This is a genomic window from Saccharopolyspora ipomoeae, assembly GCF_029952525.1.
GTDB lineage: Bacteria > Actinomycetota > Actinomycetes > Mycobacteriales > Pseudonocardiaceae > Saccharopolyspora > Saccharopolyspora ipomoeae.
The window spans coordinates 405,880-421,407 of record NZ_JASAOF010000002.1; the positions used below are offsets into that span (position 1 = coordinate 405,880).

Sequence of the window (15,528 nt, forward strand, 5' to 3'; positions counted from 1 at the left end):
CGGCGCCCGGCGTGCGGACCACCGAGTTCGGCAACGGAGTTGACAAGTTTGCGCAAGGTTGGTCAATATCTGCTCTGCCCGGTGCCGCACCGGGACGTGCGAGAGCGGAGGGGCGATGGCGCCGACCTTGACCGACGTGGCCAAGCGGGCCGACGTCGCCCTGTCCACGGCGTCGCGGGCGTTCAGCGACCCGCAGCGGCTCGGCCCGGACACCTTGCGCAAGGTCCTCGCCGCCGCCCAGGAGCTGGGCTACCAGGGCGCCAAGCCCGGTGAGCCCCAGGCCGCCGGATCCACCGTGGCGATGGTGGTGCCCGACATCGCCAACCCCGTCTACGGCACGCTGGTCAAGGCCGCCCAGGGCGAGGGCAGGCGGCGCAAGCAGACCCTCGTGCTGCACGACACCGACCGCGATCCGGAGCGCGAGCGCGAGGCGATCACGCACCTGCGCAGCCAGGTCGCGGCGATCGTGCTGTGCTCGTCGCGACTGCCCGCCGACGAGCTCGTCGAGCTGTGCGGGTCCACGCCGTCGGTGCTGATCAACCAGGAGCACGACGACGTCGACTGCGTGCTCGCCGACGCCGCGGACGGCCTCCGCCAGGCCGTCGACTACCTCGCCGCGCTCGGCCACCGGCGGATCGCGTTCGTCTCCGGCTCGCACCACTCGTGGTCCAGCCCCCGCCGGGTGCGGCTCGTCGAGGAGCTCACCGCCGAGGCGGGCATCGAGCTGGAGGTGCTGGACTGGCAGGCCGAGACGGTCGCCGCGGGCACCGCCGTGGCCGCCAGCGTCCTGGCCACCGGCGCCTCGGCGGTGATCACCCACAACGACCTGGTCGCCATCGGCGTGATCAAGGGCGCCCGCGCGCTGGGCGTGGACGTGCCCGACGGGCTCAGCGTCATCGGCATCGACGACGTGGCGCTCACCGAGGTCTCCCGCCCCTCGCTGACCAGCATCTCCATCCCCTGGTCCAAAGCTGGAGCGCTCAGCGTGGAGCTGCTCGGCCCGATCCTGGGCGGTCACCGGATGCCGCCGCGCAAGCACCTGCTGCCCGCGCAGCTGGTGGTGCGCGAATCCACCGCTCCCGCCTCCCGCTGATTTCCCCTTCCCGCACCGATTGGCTCGCCATGCAACGACTCTCCGCGTCCACCACGCCCGTTTCGGCCCTGCAGCACCACCGCTCGCTGGGCGCGCCGGGCATCGTCCACCTCGGACTCGGCAACTTCCACCGGGCGCACCAGGCCGTGCACACCGCCCGCGCGCTGGAGCACACCGAGGGGCCGTGGGCGATCGTCGGGGTCGCGAACTCCTCGGCGGCGGTCGCGCAGGCGATGCGGGACCAGGACATGCGCTACGGCGTCGTGGAGATCTCCCCCGAACGCACCGAGGTCGGCGTCCCGGCCGTGCACAGCGACGTGCTGGTGGCCGCGCAGCAGCCGGAGGCCGTGCTCGACGCGCTGGCGGCGCAGGAGACCCGGATCGTCACGCTCACCGTCACGGAGAAGGGATACAGCTACTCTCCGCGCACCCAGCGGCTCGACCTCGACGACCCGGCCGTGCGGGCCGACCTCGACGGCGGCGCGCCGCGCACCACCGTCGGCAGGCTGGCCCGCGCGCTGCAGCGCCGCGCCGCCACGCACGCGGCACCGGTGGCAATCCTCAGCTGCGACAACCTCACCGGCAACGGCGAGCTCACCGGGCGCCTGGTGCGCGAGTTCGCCGAGGCGCTGCCCGCGCCCGAGCGCGAAGACCTGCTGGCCTACCTGCGGGACTCGGTGAGCTTCCCGAACGGCATGGTGGACCGGATCGTGCCGGCCACCACCGACGCCTACCGGGCGGCGGTGGCCGAGCGGCTCGGCCTGCGCGACGAGGCGCCGGTGCCCGCCGAGCCGTTCAGCATGTGGGTGCTGGAGGACCGCTTCGCCGCCGGCCGGCCCGCGTGGGAGCACGGTGGGGTGACCTTCACCGACGACGTCGAGCCCTACGAGCTGATGAAGCTGCGGCTGCTCAACGGCACCCACTCGCTGATCGCCTACCTGGGCGCGCTGGAGGGCTGCGACCTCATCGCCGACTCCACCGCGCGCCCGCACATCGCCGAGGCGGCCCGGCAGGTGATGCGCGCCGACTACCTGCCGAGCCTGACGATGCCGTCCGACATCGACTTCGACGACTACGCGGCCCAGCTGTTCACGCGCTGGAGCAACAGCGCCCTGGGGCACCGGACCCGCCAGGTCGGTTCCGACGGCTCGACCAAGCTCGCCCAGCGCGTCCCGGTCCCGGCTGCGCTGCACCTGGCCGCGGGCCGGATGCCGCAGCACCTGGCGCTGTGCGTGGCGGCCTACCTGCGCGCCACGACCGCGCCGGAGACCAACGAGCACACCGCGGCGATCGTCGACCCCGCCGCCGAAGCGCTGCGCGAGGCGCACGCCGGGGCCGCGAGCACGCGCGAGTTCGCGGCGGCGGCGCTGCGCGACGGTCTGCTCGGCGACGAGCTGGCCGCCCACGGCGAGTTCCAGGCCCGGGTCGCGGAGTTCATCGACGTGCTCGCCACCCACGGGGTCGCGGCCGCCACCGAGGAAGCCCTGCAAGCCCAGAGATAACCGCACGAGAAGATTGCGTGGTCCGATGAGCGAACAACGAAGTTCCACAGTGGACACCACCGAGACGCCGGCCGACCGGAAGGCCGTGCGGCGAGCGGCGTGGGCCGGACTGATCGGCACGACGCTCGAGCAGTACGACTTCGTCATCTACGGCACGGCGTCAGCGCTGATCTTCAGCAAGCTGTTCTTCCCGAACATCTCCCCCGTCGCCGGGATCCTGGCCTCGTTCAGCGCTTACGCGGTGGGCTTCGCCGCGCGACCGCTGGGCGGGCTGATCTTCTCCCGCTTCGGTGACCGGCTGGGCCGCAAGTGGGTGCTGGTGGCCACGCTGCTGCTCATGGGCGGCTCGACGCTGGCGATCGGCCTGCTCCCGACGTACTCGCAGGTGGGACTGCTGGCGCCGGTCCTGCTGGTGGCGTGCCGGTTCTTCCAGGGCATGGGTGCCGGCGCCGAGCAGGCCGGTGGGGCGACGCTGCTGACCGAGACCGCCGGGCGCGGCAAGCGCGGCGCGCTGGCGTCGCTGGTGATGACCGGGGCCGCGCTGGGCACCGCCCTGGGCGCGGTGGCGTGGATCCTGGCGCAGGCGCTGCCCGAGGACGCGCTGATGAGCTGGGGCTGGCGGCTGGTGTTCGGCAGCAGCCTGCTGGTGACCATCGCCGCGCTGGTCATCCGCCGGAAGCTCAACGAGAGCCCGGTGTTCCAGGAGCTCAAGGAGCAGGTCGGCGAGACGAAGGCCCCGATCGCCGAGACGTTCCGCGAGGGACGGCGGCCGCTGCTGCTGGCGTTCTTCCTCAACGTCGGGTCCAACGCCCAGTCCTACACCTACCAGGTGTTCATGGCCTCCTACCTGGTGTCGACGGTGGGCGTGGACAAGTCGTTCGTGCCGAAGGTGCTGCTGCTGGGCGCGATCTGCGGCGGCATCGCGGCCTTCGGGTTCGGCGCCCTGTCGGACGTGCTGGGCCGCAAGAGGGTCTACTCCACGATCATGGGTGCGCTGGTGCTGCTGCCGGTGCCGACGTTCGTCGCGCTCAACACCGGCTCGCCGGTGGCGATCACGGTGGCCATCGTGATCGGGTTCGTCCTGGCCTGCCACGGCTCGGTGGGCGTGCAGATGAGCTACTTCCCGGAGCTGTTCGGCAACCGCTACCGCTACGCGGGCGTGGCGCTGGGCCGCGAGTTCTCCTCGGTCGTGGGCGGCGGTGTGGCTCCGCTGATCTGCGCCGGGCTGATGGCCGCCTTCGGCGGCTCGTGGGTGCCGGTGGCGATCTACATGATGGTGATCATGGCGATCAGCTTCGCCGCCTCGCTCATCGCCCCGGAGACCAAGGACCGCGACCTCAACGTCCCGCACGACGCGGCCTGATCTCCAGCCATCTCGTTCTGGTGGGCATCGACCTGCGGGCCGATGCCCACCACGCGCGGGTCGGCCTCGTGGACGAGGTCGTGCCCGCGCGGATGCCCTAGCCTCGGGACGTGCAGAACGAAGTACCCACCGAGACGGCACCGCTGCCCCGTCCCGCTCACCACGCGCTGGCCGCCGGGCTGTGCGGGATCCTGCTGCTGGTCTGGTTGCTGGACCTGGAGTCCTCCGACGGGATCCGCGACGTCCACGGCGCCTGGATCGCACCGCTGGTCTCCGGTGCGCTCGCGGCGGCCCTGCTGGCCGTGCCCGACCGGTACCTGCCGCTGCACCTCCGGTCGTGGATCGCCGCGATCGGATCGCTCGCGCTGACCGCGACCATGCTGCTCACCACCGGTGCAGCCGCCACCTGGGGCGCGCTGGAGTCGGTGTGCCTGCTCATCCTGCTGTGCCAGGCCTGCCGCCGGATCCGAGTGCCGATGGTGGCGATCGCGCTCACCGCAGCGGTGATCTCCGGCCCGCTGCGCACCTACGACTGGGACCCGGACCAGTTGACCTCGGTGCTGAGCTTCTCGTTCCTGCTGACCTTCGCCGCCGGTGGTGTGATCGGGCTCGGCTGCTACCTGCGCGTGCTCGACGCCCGGAGGGCCCGCGCGGTGCGGGCCGTGCGGGAGGGCGAGCGCCTGGAACTGGCGCGGGACCTGCACGACTTCGTGGCGCACCACGTCACCGGGATCGTGGTGCAGGCCAACGCGGCTCGTGCCGTCCGCGAGACCGCGCCCGAGCGGATCGACGCGATCCTGGCCGACATCCACGACGCGGGCGTCGAGACCCTCGACTCGATGCGTCGGCTGGTGCACGTGCTGCGGGACGCCGACGGACGGCCGCGCCGCCAGGGCGAGCTGTTCGGCGAACTCGCCGCCCTGGTCAGCGACTTCTGCACCGCCGATCAGCAGTTCGCGACGCTCGCGGTCGCGGCGTCGGCGCGCGGTGCCCGGCTCGCACCGGAGGTGGAGACCTCGGTGCTCCGGGTGGTGCAGGAGGCGCTGACCAACGCGCGCAGGCACGCGCCCGGCACGGTGGTGACCGTTGAGGTCGACCTGACCGGCGACCGGCTGCGGGTCGAGGTGCGCAACACCGCGCCCGCCCGGTCACCCGCGCTGCCGGTCGGCGGTCGCAGCGGGTTCGGGGTCGTCGGACTCCACGAGCGGGTCTCGGCGGTGGACGGGACCATGGAAGCCGGTGCCACGCCCGACGGTGGTTGGCGCATCGCAGCCGACTTCCCGGTGCTGGGCGTGGCAGACTCCGCCAGGTGAGCGAGAAGACCACCGGGAATCCCACGCGCGTGCTCATCGCCGACGATCAGCGGCTGGTCCGCAGCGGGTTCCGGATGATCCTCGACGCCCAGCCGGACGTCGAAGTGATCGGTGAGGCCGCCGACGGCGTGGAATGCGTCGAACTGGCCAGGCGACTGCGACCGGACGTCTGCCTGGTCGACGTTCGGATGCCCGGGCTCGACGGGCTCGAGGTGACCCGGATCCTGGCCGGTCCCGGGACCACCGAACCGGTGCGCGTCGTGGTCGTGACGACGTTCGACCAGGACGACTACGTGCACGCGGCGCTGCGCAACGGCGCCTGCGGGTTCCTGCTCAAGGACGCCAGCCCGACGCTGCTGATCGAGGCCGTCGAGGCCGCCCGCCGCGGTGACGCGCTGATCTCACCGGCGGTGACCGTCCGGCTGCTGCACCGGCTGGCGCCCCGGGAAGCGCCCCCGGGCCGATCAAGCGCTCGACGAGCGGCGCTCTCCGAGCGGGAACTCGACGTGGCGCGACTGGTCGCGGTCGGGAACACCAACCAGGAGATCTGCGCTGAGCTCCACATCTCGCTGGGCACCATCAAGACCCACCTGACCAACATCCAGTCCAAACTGGGCGTGCGCAACCGGGTGGAGATCGCCGCGTGGGCGTGGTCGACCGGCACCGTCACCACCGACCCCGCCGGTTGAGATCTCGGCCGGTTCCGGACTTTCGGCCGATGCGGCTCGGCCCGCAGGCCGAGGCGCGAAGGCGGGGCGCGGCGCAGGCTGGTCGTCATGAACACCCGAGCCAGCACGCCGACCGCGCCGACCGCCGCTTCCGGTGAGCGGTCGCCGTCCCGGATCACCGAGTGGGACGCGCTGCGCGGTTTCGCCCTGTGCGGCATCCTCCTGATCAACATCCCGCAGATCACCCGGCTGTCCCCCGCTGCGGACAGCACCACGTCGAACCTGGTCTCGGACGGGCTCGGAATGGTGGTGGAAGGCCACTTCTACCCGATCTTCGCCTTCTTGTTCGGGTTGAGCTTCGCCCTGTTCCTCGACGGCGCCGAGAGGCGGTCGAAGCACCCCCGGCTGCTGCTCGTCCGCAGGCTCGTCCTCCTCGGCCTGCTCGGCGTCGGGCACCACCTCCTGCAGCCCGGCGAGGCACTGCTGCCCTACGCCATCGCCGGACTGCTGGTCCTGCTTCCGGCGTCGTGGCTGCCGAACGCGGTTCTGGTGCCGGTGAGCGTTCTGGTGGCCGTCGCGGGCTTCACAGCGGCCTCGGGCGGGACGTTCAGCATCCCCGGACTGTTCCTGCTGGGACTGGCGTGCGCGCGGACCGGGCTGGCCGACACCGTTCCCCGCCGACCGGGGCGACTCCGCGTCGTGCTGGCGGTCGCGGTGCTGCTGAGCGTGCCGACCGTGTGGGCGGAACTGGTGTACCCGGTGGACGGGCCGCTGGCCTCCCGGATCTCCGCGCTCGTGGGTGTTCTCGGTGCGATCGGTTACGCGGCGGCCTTCCTGCTCGTCCTCCGGACGCGGCTGGGCCGCCCGGTGCGCGCGCTGTTCGAGCCGCTCGGGAGGATGGCCCTGACCAACTACCTCACGGCCACTCTGATCGTCGTCGCGGTCGCGGGAGCGCTGGGCCTGCACGAGTCCTCGGCCTGGTCCACCGCGCTGCTGCTGGCGTTGATCATCCTCGCGATCCAGGCCGCGTTCAGCCGCCGGTGGCTGCGGAAGTTCCGCTACGGCCCGGTGGAATGGGCGCTGCGCAGCATCACCTGGTGGGAACTGGTGCCGCTGCGGCGCCGGTCCGTCCCCGCGGGCGGGATCGCCAGCGCTCGGTGAACGCGTCAGCGTTCCAGGGCGAAGTCGAGGTAGCGGGTGGCGGAGCGCTGGACGATCTCGTGGGCGCCGGTGGGGATGACGGTGTCCCACCAGGCCCCGTGCAGCGAGTCGAAGGCGTAGCCGTCGAGGATCTCGGCGGCGCGGCGCACCACCGACGGCCGCTCCGGGATGAGGTTGGGGTAGCTGTACATGAAGGCGACGTGGGTTCGGTCCGGGATGACCTGCACGATGTCGCCGGAGAACAGCGACCCGGCACCGGCGGCGTGGTGCAGGACGGTGCCGCCGGCGAAGTGCACGCCCAGGTTGATCAGCGTCAGCCCCGGGGCGAGTTCGTGGGTGGTGCCGCCCCAGAACCGCAGCGCGCGGTCGGGGCGCCCGACCCACTGGCGGTCGGATTCGTGCAGGTGGACCGGCACGTCGAAGGCGCGGGCCCACTCGACCATCGTGGTGTAGTAGTGCGGGTGGCTGATCGCGATGCCGATCAGCCCGCCGAGGTCGGTGATGGTGCGGACGATCTCGTCGTCGAGGTAGGCGGTGCAGTCCCACAGCACGTTGCCCGCCTCGGTGCGCACGAGCAGGGCGCGCTGGCCGATGGCGAACTTCGGCGCGCAGCCGATGCCCAGCACTCCGCCCTCCTCGCGCAGGTCCGCCTCGTGCTCGGCGCGCAGGGCCTGGAGGTCGGTCCACTGCTGGCCGTCGCGCGGAACCCACTGGCGCTCGTCCTCGCAGATCGGGCAGTCCTGGCGGGCCTGTGCGTACTGCGTCCCGCAGGTCGCGCAGATCGGCAGCGTCATCGTCTCCTCCGGGGTCGGTGGCCGCTCCACGCTAACCCTGGTCGGTGTCGGTGGGCAGGCGGACAATGCGGGCATGTGCCGCAGCATCAAGACCCTCCGCCCGCCCTACGCCGAGCAGGTCACCGACGCCGACATCCGCGCCGCAGCCCTGCAGTACGTCCGCAAGATCTCCGGTTTCCGGGCCCCGGCCGCCCACAACGCCGAGACCTTCGAACAAGCGGTGGACGAGGTCGAACGCGCCACGGCCAAGCTCCTGGACTCCCTCCAGGTCCGCGGCCGCTGACCGTCAGGACCCGCAGTGCCCGCCGGAGCGCGGGACGTCGAGGGTGGGGTTGCGGTCGAAGAACCCCTGGGGCACGAGGGTGAAGCCCGAGCGGTCGACGGGCATGATCGGCCAGTCCTCGGGCCTCGGGAAGTGGGTGAGGCCGAAGGTGTGCCACAGGACGATGTCCTGGCCGTCGATGCCGCGGTCGGCCTCGGTCCAGGACGGCAGACCCGCGCCGCCCGGGTTCTGGTTGACGAAATCGCCCGCCGGGTAGCGCTGTTCGGAGTCGTAGCGGGTGACCCACAGGTGCCGGGTGGCGAAGGTGCCGCGAGCGTGCACCGAGGACGACTCGTCGGCGAGCATCACCGGCTGTCCCTCGGGCCGCAGGACGTAGGACACCGGGTCGCCGTGGCGGTTGAGGCGCTCCGGGTTGACGACGTGCCAGGTGCGGGCGCGCGAGTTGTCGGCCAGGCGGGCGGCCTGGGACTCGGTGGTCAGGCGGGTTCGCCTCGCGCGGAAGGCGTTGCCGTGCGGGTTGGCGTCGCTGACCGGCAGGGCCTCGGCCTCTACTTCGTCCACGGCGTTGCGCGGCCCGTCGATCGCGACGTCCAGCCGGGCGCAGAACAGGTGCTGGTGGAACGGCGCGGCCAGACCGGGCGCGACCCGGGTGGCGTGCTCGTGGCCCTCCTCCGGGTAGGCCCCGGTGAAGGTGATGCCGGTGGCCTTGGTCTCCAGCTCGATGGTTCCGTCCAGGTAGAGGTACCAGTAGAAGCCGTAGTCGTAGTTGCCGACGGTGGTGAAGAACGAGATCACGAGCCTGCGCTGGCGCCGGGTCTCCCGCGAACCGGTGAACAGGTCGGTGTGCTTCCACAGCACCCCGAAGTCCTCCTCGTGGAGGCAGATCCCGTTGCGGATGGTGCGCGGGCGCCCGAAGTCGTCGGCGACGACCGCGTCGAAGTAGTGGATCTCGCCGAGGCAGTCGCAGCCCAGTTCCAGCGGGTTGGTGTAGCGGGCGAACATGTACTCGCCGCAGTCGAAGTAGTTCTGCCAGAACCGCACCGGTGACGGGTCGGCGTAGGGCACCACCATCTCGGCGATCGAGGCGCGGTGGAGCACCGGCCGGTCGTGGAACGACAGCTGGTGCAGGGTCAGGCCCTCGCGCTCGTTGAACCCGATCCGCAGGTCCCAGTTCTCCCAGCGCACCCGATGACCGTCGACGCTGAAGCTCGGCCCCTCCGGCTGGGTGATCTCGATGGGCTTGAGGCTGGTGCGCGGCGGCCCGGTCACCTCGGGGTCGTCGAAGTTGCCGGGTTCGGGCGGGACGGGGAGGTCGCGGTGGTCGATGACGCGGGTGACCTCGCGGTGGGTGAGATCGACGTAGGCGCACAGTCCGTCGACGGGGTGCGCCCACGGGTGGTCGGCGGGGTGGAACTGCTGGAAGCCCAGCGAGCGGATGATCCGCCGTCCCCGCTCACCCGGCTCGTCGTAGACGCCGGCCGACAGCGGAGCGGCCCGCACGGTGGCGGGGTCGATGCCGCGGCGGCGCAGCGCGGAGGTCCAGCGCTCGTCGGCGTTGACGATCTCCTCGACCAGCTCGAACTCGGTGTCGATGATCGGTGGCTGCCCGTCGGTGACCGGGTCCAGCCGCCGCACCGTGTCCACCGCGGAGCGCGTGGTGGACACGACGGCGTCGTGGGAGACACCGGTGGCCAGGTCCAGCAGCACGGCGCGGAACCGGCGGTCGACCGGCTCGCCCGGGCGGTGCGCGAGCACGGCGGCCTTGTCGGGTTCCTCCGGCGCCACGAAGGTGAACCGCACGTGCTCGCCGAGCAGCCCGGCGTCCTCCAGCGCCGCGCGGAGGGCGTCGACCTCCTCGGCGCTCATCGGGTCCAGCGGGTGAGCGGTGGTGGTGGGCTGGTCGGCGATCGTCATCTCGTGCCTCCCCCGAAGCGGCCGCCGGTCGGACGGCTCGGTCCCCTCCAGCATGGCGGTGACCCGGCGGGCGGGCGAGCACGATCGCTCGAACAGAGTCGTCACCGCCGCTTCACACCGCCGGGACGGGCGAGGTGCGAGGCTGGTCCGGTCGCGAGGAGAGGAGCGTGCATGTCGGGGTTGCTGGCGGGGCTGGACGAGCGCATCGGGGGGATCCGCGAGCTCTACGAGGACCTGCACCGGAATCCGGAGCTGTCGTTCCAGGAGGTGCGCACCGCCCGGGTGCTGGCGGAGCGGCTGCGGGCCGCCGGGTACGAGGTGACCACCGGGGTCGGAGGCACCGGGGTCGTCGGGGTGCTGCGCAACGGTGACGGACCCGGGGTGCTGCTGCGGGCCGACATGGACGCGCTGCCGGTGCGCGAGGTCGAGGTCGTGGACTACCGCAGCACGGCCACCGGCGTCGGACCCGACGGCGCCGAGACGCCGGTGATGCACGCGTGCGGGCACGACACGCACATGGCGGCGCTGATCGCCGCGGCCGAGCAGCTCGCCGACCGGCGGGAGTCCTGGTCGGGGACGGTGCTGGCGGTGTGCCAGCCCGCCGAGGAGGTCGGCGGCGGTGCGCGGGCGATGATCGAGGACGGTTTCCTCGAGCGGTTCCCCGGTTTCGACGTCGCTCTGGGCCAGCACATCGCCTCGGCGCCCAGCGAGCACCTCTACGTACGGCCGGGGACGTTCATGGCCGCCGCCGACAGCCTGCGCGTCACCGTGCACGGCAGGGGCGGGCACGGCGCGCAGCCGCAGGCCGCGGTCGACCCGATCGTCATCGCCTCCTCGATCGTGCTGCGGTTGCAGACCGTGGTGGCGCGCGAGATCTCCCCCGAGGACGTCGCGGTGGTGACGGTGGCCGCGGTGCACGCGGGCAACAAGGAGAACGTCATCCCCGCCACCGCCGAGCTCAAGCTCAACGTGCGCACCTTCGACCGCGCGGTGCGGGAGACCGTGCTGGAGGCCATCGGCCGCATCGTCCGGCACGAGGCCGCCGCGGCGGGAGCGCCGCGCGAACCCGACATCGAGCCGATCAACTCGTTCCCGATGCTGGTCAACGACGTCGACGCCGCCCGGCGCATCAGCGAGGCGTTCACCGGGGAGTTCGGGGACGGTTTCGTGCACGAGCCACCGGCCAAGGCGGGCAGCGAGGACTTCGGCGCGTTCGGCACCGCGGCCGGGGTGCCGTCGGTGTTCTGGAACTTCGGTGGTTTCGACCCGGCCGACTACCCGGACCCGGCGAGGCCGAACGCGGCGGTGGCGGCCGGGCTCGCACCGGGCAACCACTCCCCCGAGTTCGTGCCGACCGGCCTCGAACCGACCCTGCGGCGGGCCGCGGCGGCGCTGGTCACCGCGGCCGCTCTGTGGCTGGCGTGACGTGGTCGACCGGAGCGACCGCCGCCCGAGCGATTATGTTCGGGGCGGACGGGTCGGACGAGCGGAGGGGAACACCGGATGTCGCAGCGAACCGTGATCGGCGTGCTGGGCCTGGGCGAGGCCGGCGGCGCGTTCAGCGCCGACCTGGCGGCGGCGGGCGCGCAGGTGCGCGGCTACGACCCTGCCGTGCCCGCCGGGCCGGGCCTCGTCGCGGCGAGCAGCGAGGCCGACGCCGCGACCGGCGCGGACCTGGTGCTCAGCGTGAACCGCTCGGCCGTCGCGGTCGAGGTGATGGAGGCCGGGATCGGTGCGCTGCCGGAGGGTTCGGTGTGGGCGGACCTCAACACGGCGTCCCCGGCGAAGAAGGAGCGGCTCGCCGAGATCGCCGAGCGGCACGGGATCGCCTTCGCCGACATCGCGATCATGGCCCCGGTACCCGGGCCCCGACTTCAGGTGCCGATGCTGGTCAGCGGTCCGGGAGCGGTGCGCGCGGCGGAGCTGCTGAGCGGTTTCGGCGCTCGGGTGGAGGTCCTCGACGGGCCGCCGGGCCTGGCGGCGACGCGGAAGCTGTTGCGCAGCGTGTACTTCAAGGGCATGGCGGCCTCGATCGTCGAGGCCCTGGAGGCCGCGCGGGCGGCCGGTTTCGAGGACCTGCTGCGGGAGAACATCATCGCCGACCTCACCGCGGCCGGTGAGTCCACTGTGGAGCGCATCGTCTCGGGCACCTACCAGCACGCGGTGCGCCGCACCGACGAGATGGCCGCCGCCACCGAGATGCTCACCGACCTCGGCGTCACCCCCAGCATGGCCGCCGGCAGCCGGGACCTGCACGCCCGCCTGAGCGAGGACAGCTAGGGGCGGTCGGCGCACGCGGCGCAGCCGCGCCCTCTCCCGCCGCGCGGGGCAAGCCCTCGCAGGTCTCAGGCCAGGGGCATTCCGCGGCGCATTCGCTGCCGCAGGTCCCAGAGGGCGAGGTCGTAGGGCAGGCGGCGCAGCGGGCGCGGGGTGAGGTTCTGGACGGCGGCCACGACCCGGATGATCCGGTCGAAGCGGGCCTGGTCCTTCTCGGTCCAGGGCAGCCGCATCTCCTCGCGGAAGCGCGGCGGCAGGAATCCGGTGGTCATGAACACGTTGAAGCCGCCGAACGCGGTGCTGAGCGGGGCGGGCAGGAACTTCAGCGCGGCCACGTCGTGCAGGAAGTCGCGGACGGTGTCGTCGATGTGGACGTTGTCGAGCTGCTCGGTCCAGTAGCGCTCGAACTCGGCGCGGTCGGCGGGCCACATGTCCTCGCGCACCTGCAGCGTGGTCCCCAGCGCGGCCGACTCGCGGTAGACCTCCTCCAGCGCGTCGGGGTCGGTGATGTCGCCGAACAGGCGGTAGATGTCCTCGACGCCCTTGTACAGGCACGCCGCGACCCACAGCTGGAGATCGGGGTCGAACGCGTTGTAGGACACCGGGCTGCGCTCGGTGGAGCGGACCTGGGCGTGCTGGCGGTTGACGGCGCGGCGGAAGGCGGCGCGCTCCTCGTCGGTGCCCTGCAGGGCGACGGCGAGGTAGGTGATGGTGGTGCGGGTGCGCTTGACCGGGCGCTTGAAGAGGTTGCCGCTGTCGACGCGGCTCTCCACCACGCCGTGGCCGACTCCGGGGCGGCTGAGCTGCATGATCACGTTCGCCGCGCCGGCCAGCAATCCCGCACCGAGCACCGAGTCGTCCACGCCGCTGGGCATCGCAGGACCTCCCGAGGAGCGATCTGGTAACAGTCGTTATCAGAACCATGAGACGAGTGGGCGATCGAGATGTCAAGATGGCCGGGTGGCCACCACTCCTCTGCGCGTCTACGGCGGCGTGACGGGCTCGGACCGCCAGGCCGAGCGCCGCGCACTGTTCCTCGAAGCCGGGCTGGAACTGCTCGGCTCCCCCGACGGCGACCCGAGCCTGACGGTGCGCGGGGTCTGCCGCCAGGCAGGGCTGGCCAACCGCTACTTCTACGAGAACTTCACCGACCGCGACGAGCTCGCCACCGCGGTCTACGACCACGTGGTCAACGAGATCGCCACCACCGCCCTGGACGCCGTGACCGTCGTCGATGACGCCGAGATGAAGGTGCGCACCGGACTGGCCACCATCGTGCGGCTCATCGCCGCGGATCCCCGGCGCGGCCGGCTGCTGTTCTCCCCGTTCCTGGCCGGAACACCGCTCGCGCACCGGCGCACCGAGTCCACCCGCCTGTTCACCCAGCTGCTGGGCACCCAGGCCCGCCAGGTCTACGGCGTGCAGGGCGGTGCGCGGCTGGAGCTGCTGTCGAGCTTCCTGGTCGGCGGGCTGGCCCAGACGTTGACCGCGTGGCTGGACGGCGACCTGGCCGCCTCCGAGACCGAGATCGTCGAGTGGTGCAGCGAGATCTTCCTGGCCACCTCCGAGCTTCCGCAACGACCGCGAGACGGGAGAGCACCGTGACGCTGACCGACCGGATCACCGAGGCCGTGGCAGCACCCCGCACCGACGACGCCTTCGACGCCCACGCCGAGTTCGCCGAGGTGCTGGCCGGGATCGGGATGAGCCCGTCGGACACCGGCGGTCAGGTCCGGTTCCTCGGCGCCGACCCGGTGGTGCCCAGCACCCTGCGACTCGGTGGCGCGGCGGCGATCACCCTCGCGGCGAAGTCGGCCGCGATCGCGCGCCTGTGGCGGCTGCGCGGTGGCGAGGGTCAGGACATCGAGACCGACCTGCGGGTGGCTCCGCACCGGCTGTGCCCGTTCTACGACCGCAGGTGGGAGCTGCTCAACGGCTATCCCGGCGCCGGGGATTCCAACCAGGCCTTGGGCTTTCGCTTCTACCCCACCGCCGACGAGCGGTGGGTGATGCCGCTCAACCCGTACCCGAAGATCAAGGCCGGGGCGCAGAAGCTGCTCGACGTGCCCGAGGACTCGGCGTCGGTGGCGGCGGCCATCGCCGGGTGGAAGGGACGTGATCTCGAAGAGGCCGGTGCCGAGGCGGGTGTGGTGATGCCGCTGCTGCGCCGCCCCGAGGAGATCCTGGCCGAACCGCAGTACCGCGACCACTTCGCCGAGATGCCGCTGGTGGAGATCGAGCGCATCGGCGACGCCGAGCCCGAGCCGCTGCCGCCGGGCGTCGAGCAGCCTCTCTCGGGCATCCGCGCGCTGGGCATGGGCCACGTCATCGCCGGGGCCGGGACGGGCCGGGCGATGGCGCTGCACGGCGCCGACGTGCTGAACCTGTGGCGGCCGGGCGAGTTCGAGCACGAGGGCGCCTACATGAGCGCCAACGTCGGCGTGCGCTCGGCGACGGTGGATCCCCGCGCGCACCAGGCGAAGGTGGCCGAGCTGCTGGCGGGCGCGGACGTGTTCTACGCCAACCGGCGTCCCGGCTACCTGGCCTCGATCGGGCTGTCACCGGAGGAGGCCGCGCAGATGCGGCCGGGGATCGTGCACGCGACGACGACGCTCAACGGCGAGCGCGGGCCGTGGGCCGACCGGGTCGGTTTCGACCAGACGGCGGGCAGTCTCGTCGGGATGATGGACCTGGAGGGCGACGGCACCACTCCGAAGCTCTCGCCGATCCTGGTGGTCAACGACTACATCGTGTCGTGGCTGCTCACCGCCGGGGTCGTCGCGGCCCTGACGCGGCGGGCCACCGAGGGCGGCAGCTGGCGGGTGCACGTCTCGCTGACCCGCGCGGCGCTGTGGATCCTGAGCCTGGGCGTGTTCGACCAGGCCTACGCCGCGGAGACTGCCGATCGCGGCGAGCAGCACCGCTACCTCGATCCCGAGACCTTCACCGCGGACACGCCCCTCGGCCGCTACCAGGGCGTCACCGACCAGGTCCGCATGTCGGCAACCCCGGGCCACTACCGCCACGTCCTCCTCCCCCGAGGCGCCTCCCGCCCAGCATGGCTCTAGGACGTTCCGAAAGAAACGCGACCAAAACGACCCAAGCTTCGGTAAACGCGACCCACTACGGGTACGTTTCGAAAGGCAGGGGAAATTTCGTT

Annotated in this window: 14 protein-coding genes; 11 read left to right on the forward strand and 3 right to left on the reverse strand. The window is 72.1% G+C overall.

Features of this window, described 5'->3' with window-relative positions; all coding sequences use genetic code 11:
* The first annotated feature begins 115 nt into the window (after positions 1 to 115).
* From QFW96_RS05415 to QFW96_RS05440, 6 genes are all read left to right on the forward strand, one after another.
* A complete protein-coding gene (locus QFW96_RS05415) occupies positions 116 to 1,093 on the forward strand; it encodes a LacI family DNA-binding transcriptional regulator (RefSeq protein ID WP_281454407.1) in 978 nt (325 codons plus the stop codon).
* Between the two features lie 29 nt (positions 1,094 to 1,122).
* Positions 1,123 to 2,595 carry a mannitol dehydrogenase family protein gene (locus QFW96_RS05420; RefSeq protein WP_281454408.1) on the forward strand — a complete coding sequence of 491 codons (1,473 nt, stop codon included), beginning with the start codon at positions 1,123 to 1,125 and terminating at the stop codon, positions 2,593 to 2,595.
* A gap of 25 nt (positions 2,596 to 2,620) precedes the next feature.
* Positions 2,621 to 3,958 (forward strand): MFS transporter, encoded by a 1,338-nt coding sequence (locus QFW96_RS05425; protein WP_281454409.1) that lies wholly within the window; start codon positions 2,621 to 2,623, stop codon positions 3,956 to 3,958.
* Positions 3,959 to 4,068: 110 nt separating this feature from the next.
* Positions 4,069 to 5,271 carry a sensor histidine kinase gene (locus tag QFW96_RS05430; RefSeq protein ID WP_281454410.1) on the forward strand — a complete coding sequence of 401 codons (1,203 nt, stop codon included), beginning with the start codon at positions 4,069 to 4,071 and terminating at the stop codon, positions 5,269 to 5,271.
* A gap of 74 nt (positions 5,272 to 5,345) precedes the next feature.
* Positions 5,346 to 5,960: a response regulator gene (locus tag QFW96_RS05435; RefSeq protein WP_425524722.1), complete on the forward strand. Its 615-nt coding sequence runs from the start codon at positions 5,346 to 5,348 to the stop codon at positions 5,958 to 5,960.
* Positions 5,961 to 6,047: 87 nt separating this feature from the next.
* On the forward strand, positions 6,048 to 7,100 hold the full coding sequence (locus QFW96_RS05440; RefSeq protein ID WP_281454412.1) for a DUF418 domain-containing protein: 1,053 nt from the start codon (positions 6,048 to 6,050) through the stop codon (positions 7,098 to 7,100).
* Positions 7,101 to 7,105: 5 nt separating this feature from the next.
* On the opposite strand, the gene QFW96_RS05445 is transcribed toward QFW96_RS05440, so the two are convergent.
* A complete protein-coding gene (locus tag QFW96_RS05445; protein ID WP_281454413.1) occupies positions 7,106 to 7,894 on the reverse strand; it encodes an MBL fold metallo-hydrolase in 789 nt (262 codons plus the stop codon).
* 73 nt (positions 7,895 to 7,967) lie between these two features.
* Here QFW96_RS05445 and QFW96_RS05450 point away from each other — a divergent pair, with 73 nt between their 5' ends.
* Entirely contained in the window at positions 7,968 to 8,177 is a 210-nt protein-coding gene (locus QFW96_RS05450) for a DUF2277 domain-containing protein (RefSeq protein WP_281454414.1), read from the forward strand.
* 3 nt (positions 8,178 to 8,180) lie between these two features.
* Here the strand turns inward: QFW96_RS05450 and QFW96_RS05455 are convergent, their stop codons facing one another.
* On the reverse strand, positions 8,181 to 10,091 hold the full coding sequence (locus QFW96_RS05455) for a primary-amine oxidase (RefSeq protein WP_281454415.1): 1,911 nt from the start codon (positions 10,089 to 10,091) through the stop codon (positions 8,181 to 8,183).
* A gap of 171 nt (positions 10,092 to 10,262) precedes the next feature.
* On the opposite strand from QFW96_RS05455, the gene QFW96_RS05460 reads away from it, so the two are divergent.
* Together QFW96_RS05460 and QFW96_RS05465 are read left to right on the forward strand one after the other, a co-directional pair.
* Complete coding sequence (locus tag QFW96_RS05460) at positions 10,263 to 11,516, forward strand: amidohydrolase (protein ID WP_281454416.1); 1,254 nt, start codon at positions 10,263 to 10,265, stop codon at positions 11,514 to 11,516.
* Positions 11,517 to 11,594: 78 nt separating this feature from the next.
* Complete coding sequence (locus tag QFW96_RS05465; protein ID WP_281454417.1) at positions 11,595 to 12,371, forward strand: DUF1932 domain-containing protein; 777 nt, start codon at positions 11,595 to 11,597, stop codon at positions 12,369 to 12,371.
* 65 nt (positions 12,372 to 12,436) lie between these two features.
* Here QFW96_RS05465 and QFW96_RS05470 read toward each other — a convergent pair whose 3' ends face one another.
* Positions 12,437 to 13,243 (reverse strand): oxygenase MpaB family protein, encoded by an 807-nt coding sequence (locus QFW96_RS05470; protein ID WP_281454418.1) that lies wholly within the window; start codon positions 13,241 to 13,243, stop codon positions 12,437 to 12,439.
* Between the two features lie 85 nt (positions 13,244 to 13,328).
* On the opposite strand from QFW96_RS05470, the gene QFW96_RS05475 reads away from it, so the two are divergent.
* Positions 13,329 to 13,973, forward strand: a complete 645-nt coding sequence (locus tag QFW96_RS05475; RefSeq protein WP_281454419.1) for a TetR/AcrR family transcriptional regulator — start codon at positions 13,329 to 13,331, stop codon at positions 13,971 to 13,973.
* Complete coding sequence (locus tag QFW96_RS05480) at positions 13,970 to 15,436, forward strand: CoA transferase (RefSeq protein WP_281454420.1); 1,467 nt, start codon at positions 13,970 to 13,972, stop codon at positions 15,434 to 15,436. Before QFW96_RS05475 ends, QFW96_RS05480 begins: the two co-directional genes overlap by 4 nt.
* The last annotated feature ends 92 nt before the right edge of the window (positions 15,437 to 15,528 follow it).